This window comes from Polaribacter glomeratus (assembly GCF_002954665.1).
Lineage (GTDB): Bacteria > Bacteroidota > Bacteroidia > Flavobacteriales > Flavobacteriaceae > Polaribacter > Polaribacter glomeratus.
This window is the reverse complement of sequence record NZ_MSCM01000001.1, coordinates 2,364,854-2,383,839: the sequence shown is the minus strand read 5'-3', so window position 1 is coordinate 2,383,839 and position 18,986 is coordinate 2,364,854. Positions and strand designations below refer to the sequence as shown.

Here is an 18,986-nt window from a genome sequence, read left to right as displayed (position 1 = left end):
TCTTCGGATGTTAAGGTACTTTTAAAATAGCTAAAATCAGTTTAGAGTCTAAACTCAAAAATGAATAATAGATTCAAAAGAAAGAAAATGAAAATTTTAAAAACAGTATTATTTTCGATCGTAATGATAGCAAGCTTCGTTTTTTCGCAAGCGATAGAAATTGTTTCTTTTAGTGAAAATCCGTTAGAAGTAAATCCTTTAACAGGAAGTACACTAACCATCAATTATACATACTCTAGCGAAACAGGTGCTGCAGGAAACCATATTTTTATTGGTTTAGAAATATTAGATAGTAACAACGATTATTACGCTTCGGTTTCTGGTGTCGTATTACAAAATCAATCTTCAGGGCAAAATAAGGCAGGAAATGTTCAGCTTTTTGTAGGCAGTAGTAATCAATTATCAGAAAATTTGCCAACAGGATTTTATTATCAAGCGAGAGCTATTTTATATAAAAGCGAAAGTTGGTCAGAAAATGCGTGGGCTGGTTATTGGAACACGCCAGCATTAACACTTCAGGATACAAGTAATTATCAATTTAGTACCAATAAAATATCAAAAGGAGCAGACATTAGTTGGATGACAGAGATGGAATCTAAAGGCTATACCTGGAAGGATAATGCAGGAAATACCAAAGAATTATTGCCGCTGTTAAAAGAATATCAACTTGATGCAGTGCGATTAAGAGTTTGGGTAAATCCAGAAAATTCTCAGGCAAATGGATGGTGTGATATTGATGATTTGGTTAAAAAAGCAGAGTTAGCTAACGCGCTAAATATGGATATTATGATTTGCATTCATTATAGCGATTGGTGGGCAGATCCTGGTAATCAAAAAAAACCTGCAGCTTGGACTAATTTTACAGTTGGGCAATTAGAAACCGCAGTTGCAAACCATACTACAGAAATTTTAACAGCATTAAAAGCAAAAGGGATTGCACCAAAATGGGTGCAAATAGGCAATGAAACAAGTGATGGTATGCTTTGGGATTCTGGTAAAGCTTCAACTGGTGGATTTGTAAACTATGCTAAATTTATAAATGCAGGCTCAAATGCCGTAAAAATAGTTAACAATAGGATTCAAACAATTCTTCATTTATCAGAAGGGAATAATAATGGTTTATTTCGATGGAATATAGATGGTTTAATCAACAATGGTTTAAATTTTAGTAATATAGATATTATTGGAATGTCTTTATATCCCGATACTAATACCTGGAAATCCATGGTAGATGATGCTTCTGCTAACGTGTTAGATTTAAAATCTCGTTACAACAAAGAGGCAATGATTGTAGAGGTTGGTTTTAGCGCCAATCAACCAAGTATTTCGCATCAATTTTTAGTGTATATGATTGAAAAAGCAAGACAAACGGGAGCTTTGGGCGTTTTTTATTGGGAACCAATTGCGTACGATAATTTTACATCTTATTCAAAAGGAGCTTGGGATGCAGATGGAAGTCCGTCTATTGCTATGGATGCTTTTATTGATAAATCTACACTAGATTTAGAAGGTTTTGAAATTGAAAACAGTAAATTATTTAAAGTATATCCAAATCCAAGTACTAACGTCATCACCATTAAAGCTTTAAAAAACAGTCTAACATCTGTGAAAATATTTGATATTTTGGGTAAGGAAATTAGAAGTATAGATGCAGAAGGTGTTTCTAAAAGTATTGACGTTTCAAATTTAAAAACAGGAATTTATACTCTAAAAATAAATAATCTAGCATCTATAAAGTTTTTAAAGAATTAAGTAAAATTTTTAGTTTTTAAAAGTAAGGGTTCATTTTACGGTTCTAAGAAATTTAGTAGTAACTTGTTTAGGCTAAAAAAACACCCAAAGATGAAATTATTTTTCTCCCTAATTTTAACCCTTTTTTACACGATGACAAATTATTCTCAAACACGTGATACCATTTATTTATGGCCAGATAAAGTACCTGGTCAAATTGAAGTAAAGCAGAATCCTACGCAAAGTTCAAATAAAACAGGGAATGTTATCCGATTAAATAAGGTTACAAATCCTGCATTGATTGTTTATGAACCCAAGATCTCAAATAATAACGGAGTAAGTATAATTGTGAGTCCCGGAGGAGGTTATGGAATTCTCGCTATAGATTTAGAGGGATACGAAATAGCAGCATGGCTAAGCAAACTTGGTTATACTGCATATGTTTTGCAATATCGAGTACCAAATAAACGAAAAGAAGCATTGTACGACCTTCAAAGAGCCATAAAAGTTATCCGCAGTAAGAACGCTGCTTTAGGCTTGAGCACTAAAAAGTTAGGCGTTATTGGCTTCTCTGCTGGAGGAAGTTTAAGTGCTCGTGCAAGTACCCAGTTTTCTGAAAAAAGCTATACTTTAATGGATGAAATTGACACTATTTCAAGTCGGCCCGATTTTGCTTTATTAATTTATCCTGCATATTTAGACGAAGGAGAAAATAGAAATTTATCTCCAGAATTGCTAGTGAATACGCAAACTCCGCCCATGTTTATTTTCGCTACTGCGGATGACAAATATGGAAATAGTACTCTCGTTATGGCAACTGCATTGAGAGACAATAAAGTGCCTGTTGAACTGCATTTATTACCAAATGGAGGTCATGGATATGGAATCCGATCGGGGAATATTGCAGCAGAAACTTGGCCTTCTTTAGCAGGGACTTGGCTACAGAATGAGGTTTTAAATAAATAATAAATTATTTAACGAAGCATATTTTTAATCACTATTGTCCGATTAAAACTATTTTAATTTCAGGAATATCAACAAATAGTAAAGTTTAAGGTCGTTTTTAAACATTAGATTGAATTTAGAGTTCATTTTAAAAAGATAAATAAATGCAATTTCTATTTTAAAATATATTTGTTTTTTAGACAGTTAGAATCAAGTCTTGTTTCTTGATTCTAAAAGTGAAACAATCCTGATTCTTTTGTCGGACAACAATGATTTTCAATAAAAAAGCGCTTACTTTTCTATTTTAGCAACTTCTTCTTCGGTAACCATTTTATCATTCTCATTGCCCCAACTATTCGTAATATAATTCATAACATCAGCAACTTCATCATCAGCTAATCCTAAAGCGCTCATATTGCCGTTATATTCTTGGCCATTGACAATAATTTTGCCTTTTAGGCCGTATTTAATAGCTTGAATACTTTCTTTTCTTTTTTGCATCAGATAATCAGACTTTGCCAATGGCGGAAAAACTTCTGCCACACCTTCTCCCGCTGGCAAGTGGCAAGACATGCAAAAGTCCGAGTAAATTTCACTACCTCTTTTTATACTTTCTTTTAACGGATCTTGTGATGTATAGATTTCAATTTTAGCTTCCGATTCTATAGAGAAATAGAAGAAAAGTGCTGCTGTGAAAATAAGTAATGTTTTCATTTTTTTAGTAGTTTATAAATTCCTTTTCCTTCTACTGCCATGTAAATATAGCCATCCGGAGCTTGAACAACATTTCTAACGCGACCAATATTTTCATACAATTTTTCACGTTTTACAACTTTATTATCTTTTAAAATTAACCGCTCTAGGTATTGAAATTTTAAAGAGCCAACAAGGAAACTGCCAGTCCACTCAGGATATTTATCCGAAGAAACAATAACGAAGCCGTTTGGTGCAATCGAAGGTACCCAAAAGAAAACAGGTTCTTCCATACCTTCTTTTTTGGTAAGTTCTGTAAATGAGGTTTTGTTATAATTAATACCATAAGAAATAATAGGCCAACCATAATTTTTACCTTTTTTTACAATATTAATTTCATCGCCTCCCATTGGGCCGTGTTCATGTTCCCAAAGTTCACCAGTAATTGGGTCTATTGCTAGTCCTTGCGGATTTCTGTGCCCGTAACTATAAATGGCGGTTTTTGCATTTTTTACATCTATAAAAGGATTGTCTTCGGGAATTGTTCCATCTTCATTTAGGCGGTAAATTTTACCACCATCTCTTGTTAAATCCTGCGGATTTTCATCACGATTTCCTCTTTCTCCTATAGAAAAATAAAGATATCCATTTTTGTCAAATACAATTCTAGAACCAAAATGTTGCCCTCTTGTTGAGTTAATTGCTCCTTTGTATAATTTCTCAATACTAACTAATTTATTTTCTTTGAGTTTTGCTCTAATTAATGCGGTGTTACCGCCTTTTCCTTCTCCTTCGGATGACGAATAGGTAATATAAAGCCAACCGTTATTTTTATAATCTGGATGCAGTTTAATATCTAATAAGCCACCTTGTCCGCGAGCATAAACTTCTGGCACGTTTTTTATTTCAGTTTTTTTGCCATCTTTAAAGAGGTACAATTCTCCTGATTTTTCAGTAAAAATAATACTTCCATCAGGTAAAAAATCCATTCCCCAAGGGATGTTTAAATCTGCAATTATAAGTTCTGCTTTGTATTCTAAATCTTTATCAGCAATAGGTATTGGCACTATTTCAGATTGAATTTGGCTTAGCTCAGCTTCTGTTTGTGCAGCTGCAGCTTGTGCAATAAATAATGCAATAAATAAGTAATAAAATTTTCTCATATCCATGATTTTCAGTGCTAATTTACGTTAAAAATGATAATTCAAGTTTATTCCAGCATAATAATTTACAGGATTGCCTGGGTAATAATATCTAGGAGCGCTGCCACCAAAGCCAGTTGCATTTATTAAAATTTGAGAAGCGTAAAATTCATCAAAAACATTATTTACACCTACAAACGTATTTAACTTCAGCTTTTTAGTAAGGTTTGTTTGATACCCTATTTTAAGGTTTACGAGGTTGTAACTATCAGAATATAAGCTATTACTATCCGTAATTGGCATACTGCTCACAAATTGATAATTAATGTTTCCGTAGAAACCAACTAAAGTTTGAAAATCGAGACCCGTATTAAATACATCAGAAGGAACACCAGTTAATTCATTTCCAGAAAAATCTTTAGTATCATCAATAAAATCTTTAAATATATAATTGTTTAAAGTGTAGTTTAAAAACATACTTATGGAGATTTTTTCTTGATCTAGCCATTTATAATTAATGGCTAATTCTAGTCCGTCATGTTGGGTTTTACCCGCATTAATGCCAATAAATTGATCTTCTGCTGTTCTTCTAGGAACCAATAAATTTTTGATGTCTAGTCTATATATTGATGCGTTAAACTGAAACCTATCATTAAGGAAAGCACCACGAGTTCCTATTTCGTAGTTCCAACCTGTCTCTGGTTTTACAGCTCTATTTATTTGTCCGTCTGGTAATAATGTTTCCTGAAGAGAAATAGGAGAGAAGCCATGACTTATACTCGTAAAAACACTAATTTGTTTATTTAACAAGTGCGAAAAACCAAACTTAGGAGACACAATGTCTTTATATTTATAGCTGCCAGATTGGTCTTTGTTTTCAGTAGAAACTGGAAACCTATCCTTTAAATTGTAGGATGTCTTATTTAAATTTAAACCAATTGAAATCGTGGTTTTTTCAGAGATTTCATAATCTGCCTCGGCAAAAACATTGTAATAATATCTGCGTTCTTTGTAGTTAGATAATTGTTTGCCTTCTACACTTCCTGTATTTGGCGGAAAATCTTTATATAAATTTTCAAAAGTTCCGTAGGTATATGTGTCATTAAATAGTTCGCCGCCAATCGTCCAATTAAATGGGTTTTTAAATACTACCGTGTTTCCTAAAACTCTACTTCGGATACCAAGCCCACGTGTATTTTCTTTTAAAATATCAAAAGGTCTCGGCTCGTATCCTTCTCTAAAAGATGTAAAAACACTTGTAACTTGTTTTAGACTGGAACTGTAATCATGGTTCCATGAGATTCCAAAAATTCCTCGGGTAGCATCCTCATAACCTTGTGCTTGTTTCCATGTAAAAGCTGCAGACTTAGGATTATTTATAAAAGTATTTTCGTTAATTGAACTCGGTATAAACGCTTTTAAATTTACGAAACTTCCTAAAAAAGACACTTCATCTTTTTTTGAAATAAAATGGTTGGTGTTTAGTGTAATTGTTTGTCTATTATAATTGTTATTTTCACGATATCCATCACTTTCTGTGTCGCTAAAAACTGCTCTAAAACTATTTTTAGAAGTCCCGTAATTAGCATTAATAACACTTTTAATCAACCCAAAAGAACCTACAGTAAGTTCGCTATTAACGCTAGATTCATTTAAAAAAGCATTTTGTGGTTTTAAGTGAATAACGCCACCAAGTCCTGCGCCATAAACACTTGATGCAGCTCCTTTAATAATTTCTAATTGAGAAATTGAAGCGAGTTCAAAATCTTCAATCGTAGTTTCTCCACTTCCGTTTGTTAACGGGATATCTTTAAAATAAGCTCTAATTTTTGAGGTACCGTAAAGATTTCTAGAACCAATACCTCTTATGGTAATTCGGTTGGTATTTAACGCACCACTTTGCATAAAAACGCCAGGAGTTCTATTTAAAATTGGCGCAAAATCTGTATTGTTAAAGCGTGCAATGTCATCAGAAGAAATGATGTTGATGGCGTTGGTCGCTCTTTTTAGTTTTTTGGGTATTTGATTTGCATTAATAATAATTTCATTTAATTGATTAGGATTTATGCTAAGCTGAATAATAGCATACGTCTCTTTCTTTAATTCAATCGTTTTTTCAAAATAGCCCTCTTTTCGAAATGTGTATGTTCCAGTTTCTAAATTTTGAAATGTGCCATTTAAATCAGCGTTGGTACCAATACCGGTTTTAAAATTAGTGATTTTAGCAGATGCCAAAGGTGTATTTGTATCACTATCAATAATTTTTCCGCTTATTTTTGATTGACCTAAGCTTGTTAAAATGCTTAATAATAAGGTAAAGAGAAACAATATTTGTGGCATACTGTATATTTAATCGCAAAAGTATTCATTTTTTATGAATGAAAATTTAAACAAAAATAATTCGTTCGATAAATTTTCGTAAATTTGTTTTTAATATGAAACAAGTTTCACATAAAATAATATCAACTTTAATGGCTTTTGTAGTCTTATTTTCTACAATGTCGTTCACAATTGATATGCATTTTTGTGGCGACACTTTGGTTGAAACGGCTGTTTTTCATAAAGCAAAAGGTTGCGGAATGGAAATGCAAAAGCCTTCAACAAATGACTGTGAGATGACTAAAAAGAATTGTTGTAAAGACGAACAATTAGTGGTCGATGGTCAAGATGAATTGCAATTATTAGTTGATAAAATCACTTTTAATCAACAATTATTCATCGTTTCATTTGTATATACGTATCACACTCTTTTTGAAGGTTCAGCTAAAAATATATCTTCTTACGCAGCATACAAATCACCGCTCGTCATACGACAACTCTACAAAATTGACGAGACTTATTTAATTTGATTTTTTAAACAATAGACTCTTTTATCCACTGATTAATTTCATTAGGATAATTTCTTGTATTCGGTATTTTTTTAACACCAATGTCTAATTGTTTAATAATCAAAGCTAATGCTAAATAAAAGCATCAAATTTTTAATAGAAAATAAACTAGTAGCGGTTTTAATGCTTGTCCTTTTTGTGGGATGGGGAACTATAAACGCACCCTTTAATTGGAACACAGGTCTTTTGCCAAGCAATCCTGTAGCAGTAGATGCGATTCCTGATATTGGCGAAAACCAACAAATTGTCTTTACCAAATGGGACGGTCGTTCGCCACAAGATATTGAAGATCAAATTACCTATCCTTTAACGACTTCTTTACTAGGAATTCCCGGAGTAAAAACCATCCGTAGTTCTTCTATGTTTGGTTTTTCTAGTATTTACATTATTTTTGAGGAAGATATTGAGTTTTATTGGAGTCGTAGCAGAATCCTAGAAAAGCTAAATTCCTTGCCAAGCGGATTGTTACCTGAAGGGGTAAATCCATCATTAGGACCAGATGCAACCGGTTTAGGGCAAATATTTTGGTACACATTAGAAGGTCGTGATGAACAAGGAAACGTAACTGGCGGTTGGGATTTACACGAATTGCGAAGCATTCAAGATTACTATGTAAAATATGCGTTGTCTTCTGCAAGTGGCGTTTCTGAAGTGGCTTCTATTGGTGGTTATGTTCAAGAATACCAAGTAGATGTGAATCCAGAATTAATGCGTCAATACAATATTGGTTTAAACCAAGTTGTAAAAGCCGTTAAGGAAAGTAACAAAGATATTGGTGCGCAAACCTTAGAAATCAACCAAGCAGAATATTTAGTACGTGGTTTGGGGTATGTAAAATCGGTTGAGGATATTGAAAATGCAGTGGTTACTTCAGAGGATTTTACATCCATCAAAATAAAAGATATTGGTAAAGTATCTCTAGGTCCGGCAACTCGAAGAGGTGTTTTAGATAAAGAAGGTGCCGAAGTTGTGGGTGCAGTTGTGGTAGCAAGATATGGAGCAAATCCGATGGAAGTTATCAACAATGTAAAAGAAAAAATTAACGAATTAAGTGCAGGTTTGCCATCGAAAGTACTGGCAGACGGACGTACATCACAAGTTACTATTGTTCCGTTTTACGATAGAACAGAACTGATTCAAGAAACCTTAGGAACTTTAAATGAAGCGTTAATTTTAGAAATTTTAATTACTTTTTTAGTAATTATTGTCATGGTTTTTAACCTGCGAGCATCCATATTAATATCAGGATTATTACCTGTTGCGGTTTTAATTGTGTTTATTGCGATGAAACTTTTTGGAGTTGATGCAAATATTGTGGCACTTTCAGGAATTGCAATTGCCATTGGAACTATGGTGGATGTTGGGGTTATTTTATCAGAAAACATCATTCGTCATATTGATGAATCAGAAGAGCAACCAATAACTAACAACCAAAAACTAACAATTAATCAGATTGTTTATAATGCTACGGCCGAAGTTTCTGGGGCGATTGTAACTGCGGTAATGACTACGATTATTAGTTTTATTCCAGTTTTTACAATGATTGGCGCCGAAGGAAAATTATTTAGACCTTTGGCATTTACAAAAACCTTTGCATTAGCAGCAGCACTATTTATTGCGCTATTTTTAATTCCGCCTTTTGCAGCCTCGATATTCAAAAAAGTGAGCATCAGAAGAACAACGAGTTTTATTTTAAACGGATTGTTACTAATTCTGGGGCTTGTAATTATGTTTTTAGGCTATTGGATTGGAATTTTATTAATTAGTTACGGAACTGTAGCGTTTTTAAAAATGCAGGGTAAACTTACTGATAAAAGAGCAAATCGTATTAACATAATTGCGTCTTCATTGGCAATTGTATTTCTATTGGCCGAATATTGGAGACCACTTGGTGTTGATAAAAGTATTGCCTTAAACTTGATTTTTGTTTGTATTATTTGCTTCGGATTGTTGGGTATTTTTATTTTATTCCAAAATTATTACTCTAAAATTTTAAAATGGGCACTAGAAAATAGACTGCTATTTTTAACGATTCCTGCTTCCTTATTGGTTTTTGGTTTTTATATCATGAAGAATACAGGCAAGGAATTTATGCCGTCATTAAACGAAGGTTCATTTTTGTTGATGCCTACTTCGATGCCACATTCTGGGATAGAAGAAAACAAACGAGTTTTACAGCAATTAGATATGGCAGTTGCTAGTATTCCAGAGATAGAAACTGTGGTTGGTAAAGCGGGCAGAACAGAATCTGCTTTAGATCCTGCGCCAATATCTATGTACGAAAATATGATTCAGTATAAACCTGAATATATGTTAAATGAGCACGGAGAACGCCAGCGCTATAAAGTGAATGATGAAGGTAAATATGTGTTAAAAAACGGAATGTCTTTACCAACGGAACCTCGTGAAGCTTGGCAATCTGTGGATGCAAAAAAACAACTCATTCCAGATAACGATGGCGAATTCTACCGAAATTGGCGACCAGAAATTAAATCACCAGATGATATTTGGAACGAAATTATAAGAGTTACCAAGTTACCGGGAGTTACTTCTGCACCAAAATTACAACCTATCGAAACGAGATTGGTAATGTTGCAAACAGGAATGCGTGCACCAATGGGAATCAAAGTTAAAGGACAAGATTTAAAACAAATTGAAGCTTTTGGGGTTCAATTAGAAACGATTTTAAAACAATCTGAAGGGGTAAAGGAAGAAGCTGTTTTTGCAGACCGAATTGTAGGCAAACCGTATTTACTTATTGATATTGATAGAGAAAAAATAGCACGTTATGGCATTTCGATACAAGATGTGCAAGATGTTTTAAAAGTGGCTGTTGGCGGAATGATTTTAACACAAACCGTTGAAGGAAGAGAACGTTATGGTGTAAGAGTTCGATATCCAAGAGAATTGCGTAATAATCCAGATGATTTAAAAAACATCTACATTCCTGTTGGTAAAGGAAATCCGGTGCCATTAAGCGAATTGGCAACCATCCGTTATGAAAAAGGGCCACAAGTTATTAAAAGTGAAGATACTTTTTTGGTTGGCTATGTATTATTTGACAAGTTAGATGGTTTTGCAGAAGTAAATGTAGTTGAAACTGCACAAGCATTAATTCAGCAAAAAATTGCATCAGGAGAGTTAATTGTGCCAAAAGGCATCAGTTATAAATTTACAGGAACCTATGAAAATCAGCTTCGAGCAGAAAAAACCTTGTCAGTTGTGGTTCCTTTAGCTTTACTCATCATATTTTTAATTCTGTATTTTCAATTCAGATCTGTATCAACATCCTTAATGATTTTTACAGGAATATCGGTTGCATTTGCAGGAGGTTTTATTATGATGTGGTTGTATGGTCAAGAATGGTTTTTGAATTTTAGTTTTTTCGGAGAAAACGTACGAGACCTTTTTAATATGAAAACGATTAATTTAAGTGTCGCTGTTTGGGTTGGTTTTATTGCGTTGTTTGGTATTGCTACGGATGATGGTGTGGTGATGGCAACCTACTTAACGCAAACTTTTGATAAAAATGATCCAACAGATAAATTTGAAATTAGAAAATCAACTTTAGAAGCGGCATCAAAACGAATTAGACCTTGTTTAATGACGACAGTTACCACCGTTTTAGCATTGTTGCCAGTATTAACTTCAACAGGTAGAGGAAGTGATATTATGATTCCGATGGCAATTCCGATTTTTGGAGGAATGATCATCGACATTACTTCTTATTTTATTGTGCCTGTTTTGTTTAGCTGGAAGAAAGAATTTATAGCAAAGAGAAAATTAAAAAATGAAGCGCAACCAATTTCTATTAAATCATAAAACAGATGAAATTATATATAAAAATTAGCAGTATAGTTTGTTTTATGCTGTTTGTTTCTAAGACTCAAAGTCAGCAATTAGAAACACTAATTGGCGAAGCATTGGCAAACAATCCTGAAATTCAAAAGTATGAATTGCAATATAGCATCGCCACAGAAAAAGTAAATGAAGTAAACACCTTGCCAAATACCGAATTTGGTGTTGGCTATTTTGTAAGCGAACCAGAAACACGAACGGGAGCGCAACGTTTTAGAGTATCGGCAAAACAAATGTTGCCTTGGTTTGGTAATATTACAGCAAGAGAAAATTATGTAAGTTCTTTGGCGGATACAAAATATGAAGACATTGTAATTGCAAAAAGAAAACTGATGGTTTCGGTTTCGCAATCGTATTATAATTTATACGCAAATAAAGCGAAGCAACAAGTGTTATCCGAAAATATAAAATTGTTGGAAACCTACGAAACATTGGCATTAACTTCTGTTGAAGTTGGCAAAGCATCTGCAGTAGATGTATTGCGTTTGCAAATGCGTCAAAATGAAATGCAGCAATTATTAGATGTTTTGAGTCAGCAATACGTAGCAGAACAAACTGCTTTTAATAATTTATTGAATAGAGAAAATACGATTGTAGTTCGTCTTGTTTCTGAATTAAATATTCCTTCGGATGATTTTGAAATTACTAGTAAAAATTTAGCATTACACCCAGAATTGTTGAAATATGACAAACTCTATCAATCCGTAGAAAAATCTGAATTACTGAATCAAAAAGAAAGTAGCCCAATGATTGGTTTTGGATTGGATTATATCAACGTTGAAAAACGACCCAATATGAGTTTTAGCGATAATGGTAAAGATATTGTAATGCCAACAGTGTCAATTTCTATTCCAATTTTTAATAATAAATATAGATCGCAAACCAAGCAAAACGAGTTGCAACAAAAAGAAATCTTGGCACAAAAAAGTGAACGCTTAAACACGTTAGAAACACTTTTAGACAAAGCAAAAAAAGATAGAATTTCTGCAAGAATAAGTTATAAAACTCAGGCTAAAAATTTACGACAAGCCAAAAATGCAGAAGAAATTTTACTAAAAAGTTACGAAACAGGAACGATTGATTTTAAGGATGTATTAGACATTCAGGAATTACAATTAAAGTTTGAAATAAATCAAATAGAAGCTGTGAAGGCCTATTATGTGCAAACAACGATTATTAACTATTTAACGCAGTAACAATGATCAAAGATTTTTACATAAAAAATATGGTTTGTGATCGTTGTATAAAAGTGCTCAAAAATGAAATTGAAGCGCAAGAAATAGCAATAGTAGAAATTGAACTTGGTCGCATACAATTGAATATTTTAAATGATAAGGAATTGGATAAACTCGAGAAGATTATTATAAGCAACGGTTTTGAAATAATTAATAGTGTAGAAGAAAAAATAACTGAAAAAGTTAAAATAGATCTCATTAAAATAGTAAGTAAACTGCCGCTCGATTTGAAAGAAAATCTATCAACTCACCTTGCTGAAACAATGCATCAAGACTATTCGAAAGTAAGTAAAGTATTTTCATCAACGGAAGGAATAACCATTGAAAAATATTTTATCAAACTAAAAATAGAAAAAGTAAAAGAATTAATTGAAGCGCAAGAAAAAAACTTTACGGAGATAAGTCAGTTTTTAGATTACAGTAATATAAACCATTTGAGCAAGCAATTTAAAATAGAAACAGGTATGAGTCTTACTGATTATAAATTATTACAAAATAAAGGTAGAAACCCGTTAGACCAAATTGTATAGATTATATCCATAATTAGAATAAAGAAAATAGTATTAGAATACGAACTTTGTACAAGATAAATATAAAATGAAAATTGTAAAAATCATACTATTGGTTTTATTAGTTGCCTTTGTGGGTTTGCAATTTGTGCCTACAGCGCTTAACACAAGCGATGTTGTGCCAAAAACTGATTTTATGATGGTAAATAATGTTCCAGAAATAATTAAGAATAAATTACAAGTTTCTTGTTACGATTGCCACAGTAATAATACGGCATATCCTTGGTACAATAAAATACAACCTGTGGCTTGGATTTTAGAAGATCATATTAAAAAAGGTAAAGACGAATTGAATTTTAGTGAGTGGGATTTACTATCGAGCAGAAGAAAGGCAAGTAAACTTCGTTCAATTATAAAACAAATTGAAAGTAACGAAATGCCTTTGGAATCCTATACACTTATCCACAGAAATGCACTGTTTTCTTTAGTTGAAAAACAGAAAATAATTGAATATATATCAGAGTTAAAAAATAATTTATAATTAAATACAAAGAAAATGAAAAATTTAAAAATGAGTATAGTAGTAATGTTATTGTTAGTCGTTTCTTCTACCAATGCACAAGAAAAAAATGAAATAAATGATGCTAAGGCAGAAGCAATTCTTGCTGATTATTTTATGTTAAAAGATGCTTTGGTAGCTGATGATTCTAAAAAGGCTGCTCAAACAGGCGCTACATTGGTAATCTCTTTAAAAGCCTTTAATATGTCAAGTTTTACTGCGGATGAACAAAAAGAATTGATAGATATTATTGAAGATGCCACAGAACATGCAGAACATATTGCAAAAAGCCCGTTGGGTCATCAAAGAGAGCACTTTAAAACATTGAGTAAAGATATTTTGGATTTGGTGGCTATTACGGGAACAAAAAATACGCTTTACCAACAATTTTGCCCAATGTATGACAAAGGTTCTGCTTGGTTAAGTATGAGTAATGAAGTAAGAAATCCATATTATGGTAGTAAAATGCTTAAATGTGGAAAAGTTCAAAAGACGATTAATTAGAGATTTCTCCTCTTTAAGGATGATTTAAGAATCGCTTATTATAGTCTTAAGAATACAGGTAATCTATCAGCAATTAAAAATAATTAATTTTAAATACAATGAAACATACCTATCACATACACGGAATGACTTGCAACGGATGTAGAGGTCACGTTGAAGAAATACTCTCTAAAGTGGAAGGTGTTTCTAAAGTTGAGGTTAATTTAGAAAAGGCAGAAGCAATCCTAGAAATGGAAGTACATATTGCTATAGAAAAATTTCAAGAGGCGCTAAAAGATGATGGAGCTAGTTATAGTATTCATAAATCAGGAGAACATCCTCTTATTAAAGAAGAGAAAAAAGAGAAACCTAAAGGCAAAGGAACGGGAACATTTTATTGTCCGATGCATTGCGAAGGCGAAAAAACCTATAATAAAGCAGGTGATTGTAAAGTTTGCGGAATGGATTTAATCGAAGAAAGAAGCATTTCTTCTTCTAGCAATCAGTTTACATGTCCGATGCATCCAGAGGTTTTAAAAGATGAGCCAGGTGCTTGCCCTATTTGCGGAATGGATTTAATTCCGTTAGAAGCAGGTACATCCGAAGAAGATAAAACCTATAAAAAACTATTAAAAAAGTTTTGGATTGCGGTTGCTTTTACGGTTCCAATATTTCTCTTAGCAATGTCTGAGATGATTGAAAACAATCCATTATATGACATTTTAGCCCAGAAAAACTGGAATTGGGTTCAATTTGTATTGTCAATTCCTGTGGTGTTTTTCGCAACTTGGATGTTTTTTAAACGTGCTTGGACATCCTTAAAAACGATGAATCTAAATATGTTTACCCTAATCGGAATTGGTTCGGGAATCGCGTGGATTTTTAGTGTGTTTGCAATGTTATTTCCAGAAGTGTTTCCAGCAGATTTTAAAACTGCGGATGGCAACGTATTTGTTTATTTTGAAGCAACAACGGTTATTCTTACTTTAGTGTTGTTAGGACAATTATTAGAAGCAAGAGCACACAGTCAAACAAGTGGCGCTATAAAAGAATTACTAAAATTAGTGCCGGCAACAGCTACGTTAGTTACCGACGGTGAGGACAAAGTAATTGCCATTGATAAAATTGAAAAAGGAAACTTATTACGTGTAAAACCAGGAGAAAAAATTCCTGTGGATGGAAGTATCGTAGAAGGTCATAGTAGCATCGATGAATCTATGATTACGGGAGAGCCCATTCCTGTTGATAAAAACATTGATGATAACGTGAGTTCAGGAACCATAAATGGAACAAAATCATTTGTGATGAAAGCCGAAAAAGTAGGGTCAGAAACTTTGCTTTCTCAAATTATTCATATGGTAAATACGGCAAGCCGATCAAAAGCACCTATTCAAAAATTAGCGGATAGAATTGCTAAATACTTTGTGCCTACGGTGTTTTTAGTTTCTGTTATAACATTTATAGTTTGGGCACTATTTGGTCCAGAACCAGCCTATGTTTTTGCGTTTGTAAATGCAATTGCAGTATTAATTATTGCGTGTCCGTGTGCTTTAGGTTTAGCAACGCCAATGTCTGTAATGGTTGGTGTTGGTAGAGGTGCACAATCTGGTGTTTTAATTAAAAATGCAGAAGCTTTAGAGAAAATGAATAAAGTGGATACGCTAATTGTTGATAAAACAGGAACGATTACAGAAGGAAAACCATCCGTAGAAAAAGTAATATCAGTAAATGAAATAGAAGAAAATAGTTTACTTAAATATATTGCCTCTTTAAATCAGTATAGTGAACATCCGTTAGCGGAAGCAATTGTAAACTATGGGAAATCAAAAAATGTTTTAATTACTAAAGTTGATGATTTTGAAGCAGTTGCAGGAAAAGGAGTTATTGGTACTGTTGAAAATAAAAAAATAGCTTTAGGTAATGCAAAATTATTAGAACAATTCGCCATCGATATTTCTGAAAGTTTAGCAAGTAAAGTAAAAGCGGAGCAAGAGCATGGTAAAACGGTTTCATACATCACAGTTGATAACGAAGCAGTTGGATATGTTACTATTTTTGATGCGATAAAAGCAACCAGTTTAAAAGCGATTAAAGAACTACAAGACAACGGTGTTGAGGTAATTATGTTAACCGGGGATAATAAGAATACTGCAAAATCGGTTGCTGAGCAATTAAACCTAAAACATTACAAAGCAGAATGTTTACCAGAAGATAAATTGAATGAAATTAAAAAGCTACAGGAAGAAGGCAGAGTTGTTGCCATGGCAGGAGATGGAATTAATGATGCACCCGCTTTAGCGCAAGCCGATGTTGGTATTGCCATGGGAACAGGAACAGATGTAGCCATTGAAAGTGCATCCATAACTTTAGTGAAAGGCGATTTACTGGGTATTGTAAAAGCTAAAAAATTGAGTCATGGTGTAGTTAAGAACATAAAACAGAACTTATTTTTTGCATTTGTATATAATGTATTGGGCGTGCCCATTGCAGCAGGTGTTTTGTATCCAATATTTGGGTTGCTGCTTTCGCCAATGATTGCTGCATTAGCAATGAGTTTTAGTTCGGTTTCTGTGATTGTAAACGCACTAAGATTAAGAAATATTAAACTATAGTAAAATGAATAAACACATAAAATGGTGTATAGTTTATGTAGGTATATTGTCTGCTCATATGGTATTTGGCCAAAATGTAGTTCGATATAATTTAACCGTTACCGATACGATTGTTAATTTTTCTGGTAAAGAAAAAAGAGCGATTGCCGTAAACGGACAAATTCCAATGCCAACCTTAACTTTTACAGAAGGTGACATTGCTGAAATTGTAGTTCATAATAAGTTAAAAGAAAGTACTTCTTTGCATTGGCACGGCCTTTTTCTGCCTAATAAATATGATGGCGTTCCTTATTTAACGCAAATGCCAATTGAGCCGAACGAAACATTTACGTACCGTTTTCCTATAATTCAAAGCGGAACACATTGGTATCACAGTCATAGTGGTTTGCAAGAACAAATTGGAATGTATGGCTCACTGGTTTTATTAAAGAAAAAAGACGATCCAACTTTTAGAAGAGGGATTGACGATTTACCAGAAGTTCCTGTTCTTTTAAGCGAATGGACAGATATAAAACCTGAAAATGTACATCGTATGTTGCACAATGCAAACGATTGGGCAGCCATTAAAAAAGGTACTGTTCAAAGTTATTCAGAAGCTATAAAAACAGGACATTTTAAAACGAAATTAGGCAGCGAATGGAAACGTATGTTGGCGATGGATGTTAGTGATGTCTATTATGATAAGTTTTTAATCAACGGAAAAAATGAAAGTCAATTACCACAATTTAAAGTTGGTGATAAAGTTCGTTTGCGTATTTCAAATGGTGGAGCATCTTCTTATTTTTGGTTGAATTATGCCGGAGGAAAAATGACTGTGGTTGCAAATGATGGAAATGATGTTGAACCTGTAGAGGTTGATCGATTAATTATTGGAGTATCAGAAACCTATGATGTTGTGGTTACAATTCCGAAAAAAGATACAGCATACGAATTTTTGGTAACTCCGGAAGATCGCACAAAATCGGCTTCTCTTTATTTAGGAAGTGGCAAAATTAAGTCGATGCCTAAAATGCCAAAGCTCATGTATTTTGAAGGAATGAAGATGATGAACGACATGATGAATATGGACGGAAGTATGAATGATATGGGAATGGAAATGTCTTTGCAACAAATGGATATGAATACGATAATGTATCCAGAAATTTCTGGGATGTCAGGAATGGATGGAATGAAAATGGACGATAAAATGGAGCACTCCAATCATTCTATGAATGCAACCAAAGATACGATAGCTTCGAAGCCTGAGATGAAAATGGATGGAATGAAGATGGATCAAACAATAAATACATCAGAAGGGATTGTTACTTTAAATTATGCAATGTTAAAAGCACCACAACCAACAACATTACCCAAAGATGCACCAGTTAGAGAATTGCGTTTTGAACTAACAGGAAATATGAATCGGTATGTTTGGAGTATGGATAATAAAGTGCTTTCGGAAACGGATAAAATCCTCATTAAAAAAGGTGAAAATGTGCGGATTACGATTTACAATAATTCAATGATGCGACACCCAATGCACCTGCATGGACACGATTTTAGAGTTTTAAACGGTCAAGGCGAATTTGCACCACTTAAAAATGTACTGGATATTATGCCAATGGAAACAGATACCATAGAGTTTTTAGCAAATGTTGAAGGCGATTGGTTTTTTCATTGTCATATTTTATACCATATGATGGCTGGAATGAATCGCGTTTTTTCTTATGAAAATCAGGCACCAAATCCGTATTTACCAAACAAAAAATGGGCCTACAAAAAGTTACAGTCAGAAAGTAACCAACTTCATTTAATGGCAGAAAATAACGTTGCAACCAATGGAAACGACGGACAAGTAATGTTGCAAAATACACGTTGGAGTTTTGGAACAGAATGGCGTTTGGGCTATCATGACGAACATGGTTATGAAACCGAAACGCATATTGGTAGATATATTGGCAAAAACCAATGGTTGATGCCATTTGTTGGTTTTGATTGGCGATATCGAAAACAAAATGGCGCAGTTGAAAAAAATGTATTCGGACAAACAAACACCAAAGACCAAAGGGCAGTTTTGAGTTTGGGAGCAGAATACACGCTACCAATGCTTGTAAAATTGCAAGGAGAAGTATTTACAGACGGGAATGTGCGATTTCAGTTAATGCGTGAGGATATTCCTATTTCGCCCAGAGTAAGATGGGCGTTTATGGCAAATACCGACAAAGAATATATGACAGGATTTAAGTATATTGTTACTCGGAATATCGGAATTACAACCCATTACGACAGCGATATGGGAATTGGTTTTGGAGCAACTTTAAACTATTAAAGAAAATAAATGCAAAAAACAGT

The 18,986-nt window shown here is 33.5% G+C and carries 13 protein-coding genes; 10 read left to right on the top strand and 3 right to left on the bottom strand.

The window, feature by feature from the left end:
- Positions 1-87 precede the first annotated feature (87 nt).
- Both BTO16_RS10085 and BTO16_RS10080 read left to right on the top strand, forming a co-directional pair.
- On the top strand, positions 88-1,752 hold the full coding sequence (locus BTO16_RS10085) for a glycosyl hydrolase 53 family protein (RefSeq protein WP_170064437.1): 1,665 nt from the start codon (positions 88-90) through the stop codon (positions 1,750-1,752).
- A 90-nt stretch (positions 1,753-1,842) separates the two neighbouring features.
- Positions 1,843-2,697: an alpha/beta hydrolase gene (locus BTO16_RS10080; protein ID WP_245892062.1), complete on the top strand. Its 855-nt coding sequence runs from the start codon at positions 1,843-1,845 to the stop codon at positions 2,695-2,697.
- A gap of 270 nt (positions 2,698-2,967) precedes the next feature.
- Here BTO16_RS10080 and BTO16_RS10075 read toward each other — a convergent pair whose 3' ends face one another.
- Genes BTO16_RS10075 through BTO16_RS10065 form a run of 3 tightly spaced genes read right to left on the bottom strand, consistent with a single transcriptional unit; the run spans position 2,968 to position 6,851 of the window.
- The gene (locus BTO16_RS10075; protein WP_105021444.1) at positions 2,968-3,390 is read right to left on the bottom strand and encodes a c-type cytochrome; all 423 of its coding nucleotides are present in this window, start codon (positions 3,388-3,390) and stop codon (positions 2,968-2,970) included.
- Complete coding sequence (locus BTO16_RS10070; protein ID WP_105021578.1) at positions 3,387-4,532, bottom strand: PQQ-dependent sugar dehydrogenase; 1,146 nt, start codon at positions 4,530-4,532, stop codon at positions 3,387-3,389. Before BTO16_RS10070 ends, BTO16_RS10075 begins: the two co-directional genes overlap by 4 nt.
- 27 nt (positions 4,533-4,559) lie before the next feature.
- A complete protein-coding gene (locus tag BTO16_RS10065) occupies positions 4,560-6,851 on the bottom strand; it encodes a TonB-dependent receptor domain-containing protein (RefSeq protein ID WP_105021443.1) in 2,292 nt (763 codons plus the stop codon).
- Between the two features lie 95 nt (positions 6,852-6,946).
- On the opposite strand from BTO16_RS10065, the gene BTO16_RS10060 reads away from it, so the two are divergent.
- The 8 genes from BTO16_RS10060 (at position 6,947) to BTO16_RS10025 (ending at position 18,963) form a co-directional block, all read left to right on the top strand.
- On the top strand, positions 6,947-7,360 hold the full coding sequence (locus tag BTO16_RS10060) for an HYC_CC_PP family protein (RefSeq protein WP_245892060.1): 414 nt from the start codon (positions 6,947-6,949) through the stop codon (positions 7,358-7,360).
- A 108-nt stretch (positions 7,361-7,468) separates the two neighbouring features.
- Positions 7,469-11,221, top strand: a complete 3,753-nt coding sequence (locus BTO16_RS10055; RefSeq protein ID WP_105021442.1) for an efflux RND transporter permease subunit — start codon at positions 7,469-7,471, stop codon at positions 11,219-11,221.
- Positions 11,222-11,226: 5 nt separating this feature from the next.
- Complete coding sequence (locus BTO16_RS10050; RefSeq protein WP_211298221.1) at positions 11,227-12,453, top strand: TolC family protein; 1,227 nt, start codon at positions 11,227-11,229, stop codon at positions 12,451-12,453.
- 2 nt (positions 12,454-12,455) lie between these two features.
- Positions 12,456-13,022 (top strand): helix-turn-helix domain-containing protein, encoded by a 567-nt coding sequence (locus BTO16_RS10045; protein ID WP_105021440.1) that lies wholly within the window; start codon positions 12,456-12,458, stop codon positions 13,020-13,022.
- A gap of 67 nt (positions 13,023-13,089) precedes the next feature.
- Positions 13,090-13,542, top strand: a complete 453-nt coding sequence (locus tag BTO16_RS10040; protein ID WP_105021439.1) for a heme-binding domain-containing protein — start codon at positions 13,090-13,092, stop codon at positions 13,540-13,542.
- Between the two features lie 15 nt (positions 13,543-13,557).
- Entirely contained in the window at positions 13,558-14,064 is a 507-nt protein-coding gene (locus tag BTO16_RS10035; protein ID WP_105021438.1) for a DUF3347 domain-containing protein, read from the top strand.
- Positions 14,065-14,162: 98 nt separating this feature from the next.
- Positions 14,163-16,655: a heavy metal translocating P-type ATPase gene (locus BTO16_RS10030; RefSeq protein WP_105021437.1), complete on the top strand. Its 2,493-nt coding sequence runs from the start codon at positions 14,163-14,165 to the stop codon at positions 16,653-16,655.
- 58 nt (positions 16,656-16,713) lie between these two features.
- Positions 16,714-18,963, top strand: coding sequence for a multicopper oxidase domain-containing protein (locus BTO16_RS10025; protein ID WP_407675518.1), 2,250 nt, complete (start codon positions 16,714-16,716; stop codon positions 18,961-18,963).
- The last annotated feature ends 23 nt before the right edge of the window (positions 18,964-18,986 follow it).

Excerpts from the sequence above, each read along its gene's own strand:
- BTO16_RS10085 (WP_170064437.1), top strand. The coding sequence starts at position 88 with ATGAAAATTTTAAAAACAGTATTATTTTCGATCGTAATGATAGCAAGC.
- BTO16_RS10080 (WP_245892062.1), top strand. The coding sequence starts at position 1,843 with ATGAAATTATTTTTCTCCCTAATTTTAACCCTTTTTTACACGATGACA.
- BTO16_RS10075 (WP_105021444.1), bottom strand. The coding sequence starts at position 3,390 with ATGAAAACATTACTTATTTTCACAGCAGCACTTTTCTTCTATTTCTCT.
- BTO16_RS10070 (WP_105021578.1), bottom strand. The coding sequence starts at position 4,532 with ATGAGAAAATTTTATTACTTATTTATTGCATTATTTATTGCACAAGCT.
- BTO16_RS10065 (WP_105021443.1), bottom strand. The coding sequence starts at position 6,851 with ATGCCACAAATATTGTTTCTCTTTACCTTATTATTAAGCATTTTAACA.
- BTO16_RS10060 (WP_245892060.1), top strand. The coding sequence starts at position 6,947 with ATGAAACAAGTTTCACATAAAATAATATCAACTTTAATGGCTTTTGTA.
- BTO16_RS10055 (WP_105021442.1), top strand. The coding sequence starts at position 7,469 with ATGCTAAATAAAAGCATCAAATTTTTAATAGAAAATAAACTAGTAGCG.
- BTO16_RS10050 (WP_211298221.1), top strand. The coding sequence starts at position 11,227 with ATGAAATTATATATAAAAATTAGCAGTATAGTTTGTTTTATGCTGTTT.
- BTO16_RS10045 (WP_105021440.1), top strand. The coding sequence starts at position 12,456 with ATGATCAAAGATTTTTACATAAAAAATATGGTTTGTGATCGTTGTATA.
- BTO16_RS10040 (WP_105021439.1), top strand. The coding sequence starts at position 13,090 with ATGAAAATTGTAAAAATCATACTATTGGTTTTATTAGTTGCCTTTGTG.
- BTO16_RS10035 (WP_105021438.1), top strand. The coding sequence starts at position 13,558 with ATGAAAAATTTAAAAATGAGTATAGTAGTAATGTTATTGTTAGTCGTT.
- BTO16_RS10030 (WP_105021437.1), top strand. The coding sequence starts at position 14,163 with ATGAAACATACCTATCACATACACGGAATGACTTGCAACGGATGTAGA.
- BTO16_RS10025 (WP_407675518.1), top strand. The coding sequence starts at position 16,714 with ATGGTATTTGGCCAAAATGTAGTTCGATATAATTTAACCGTTACCGAT.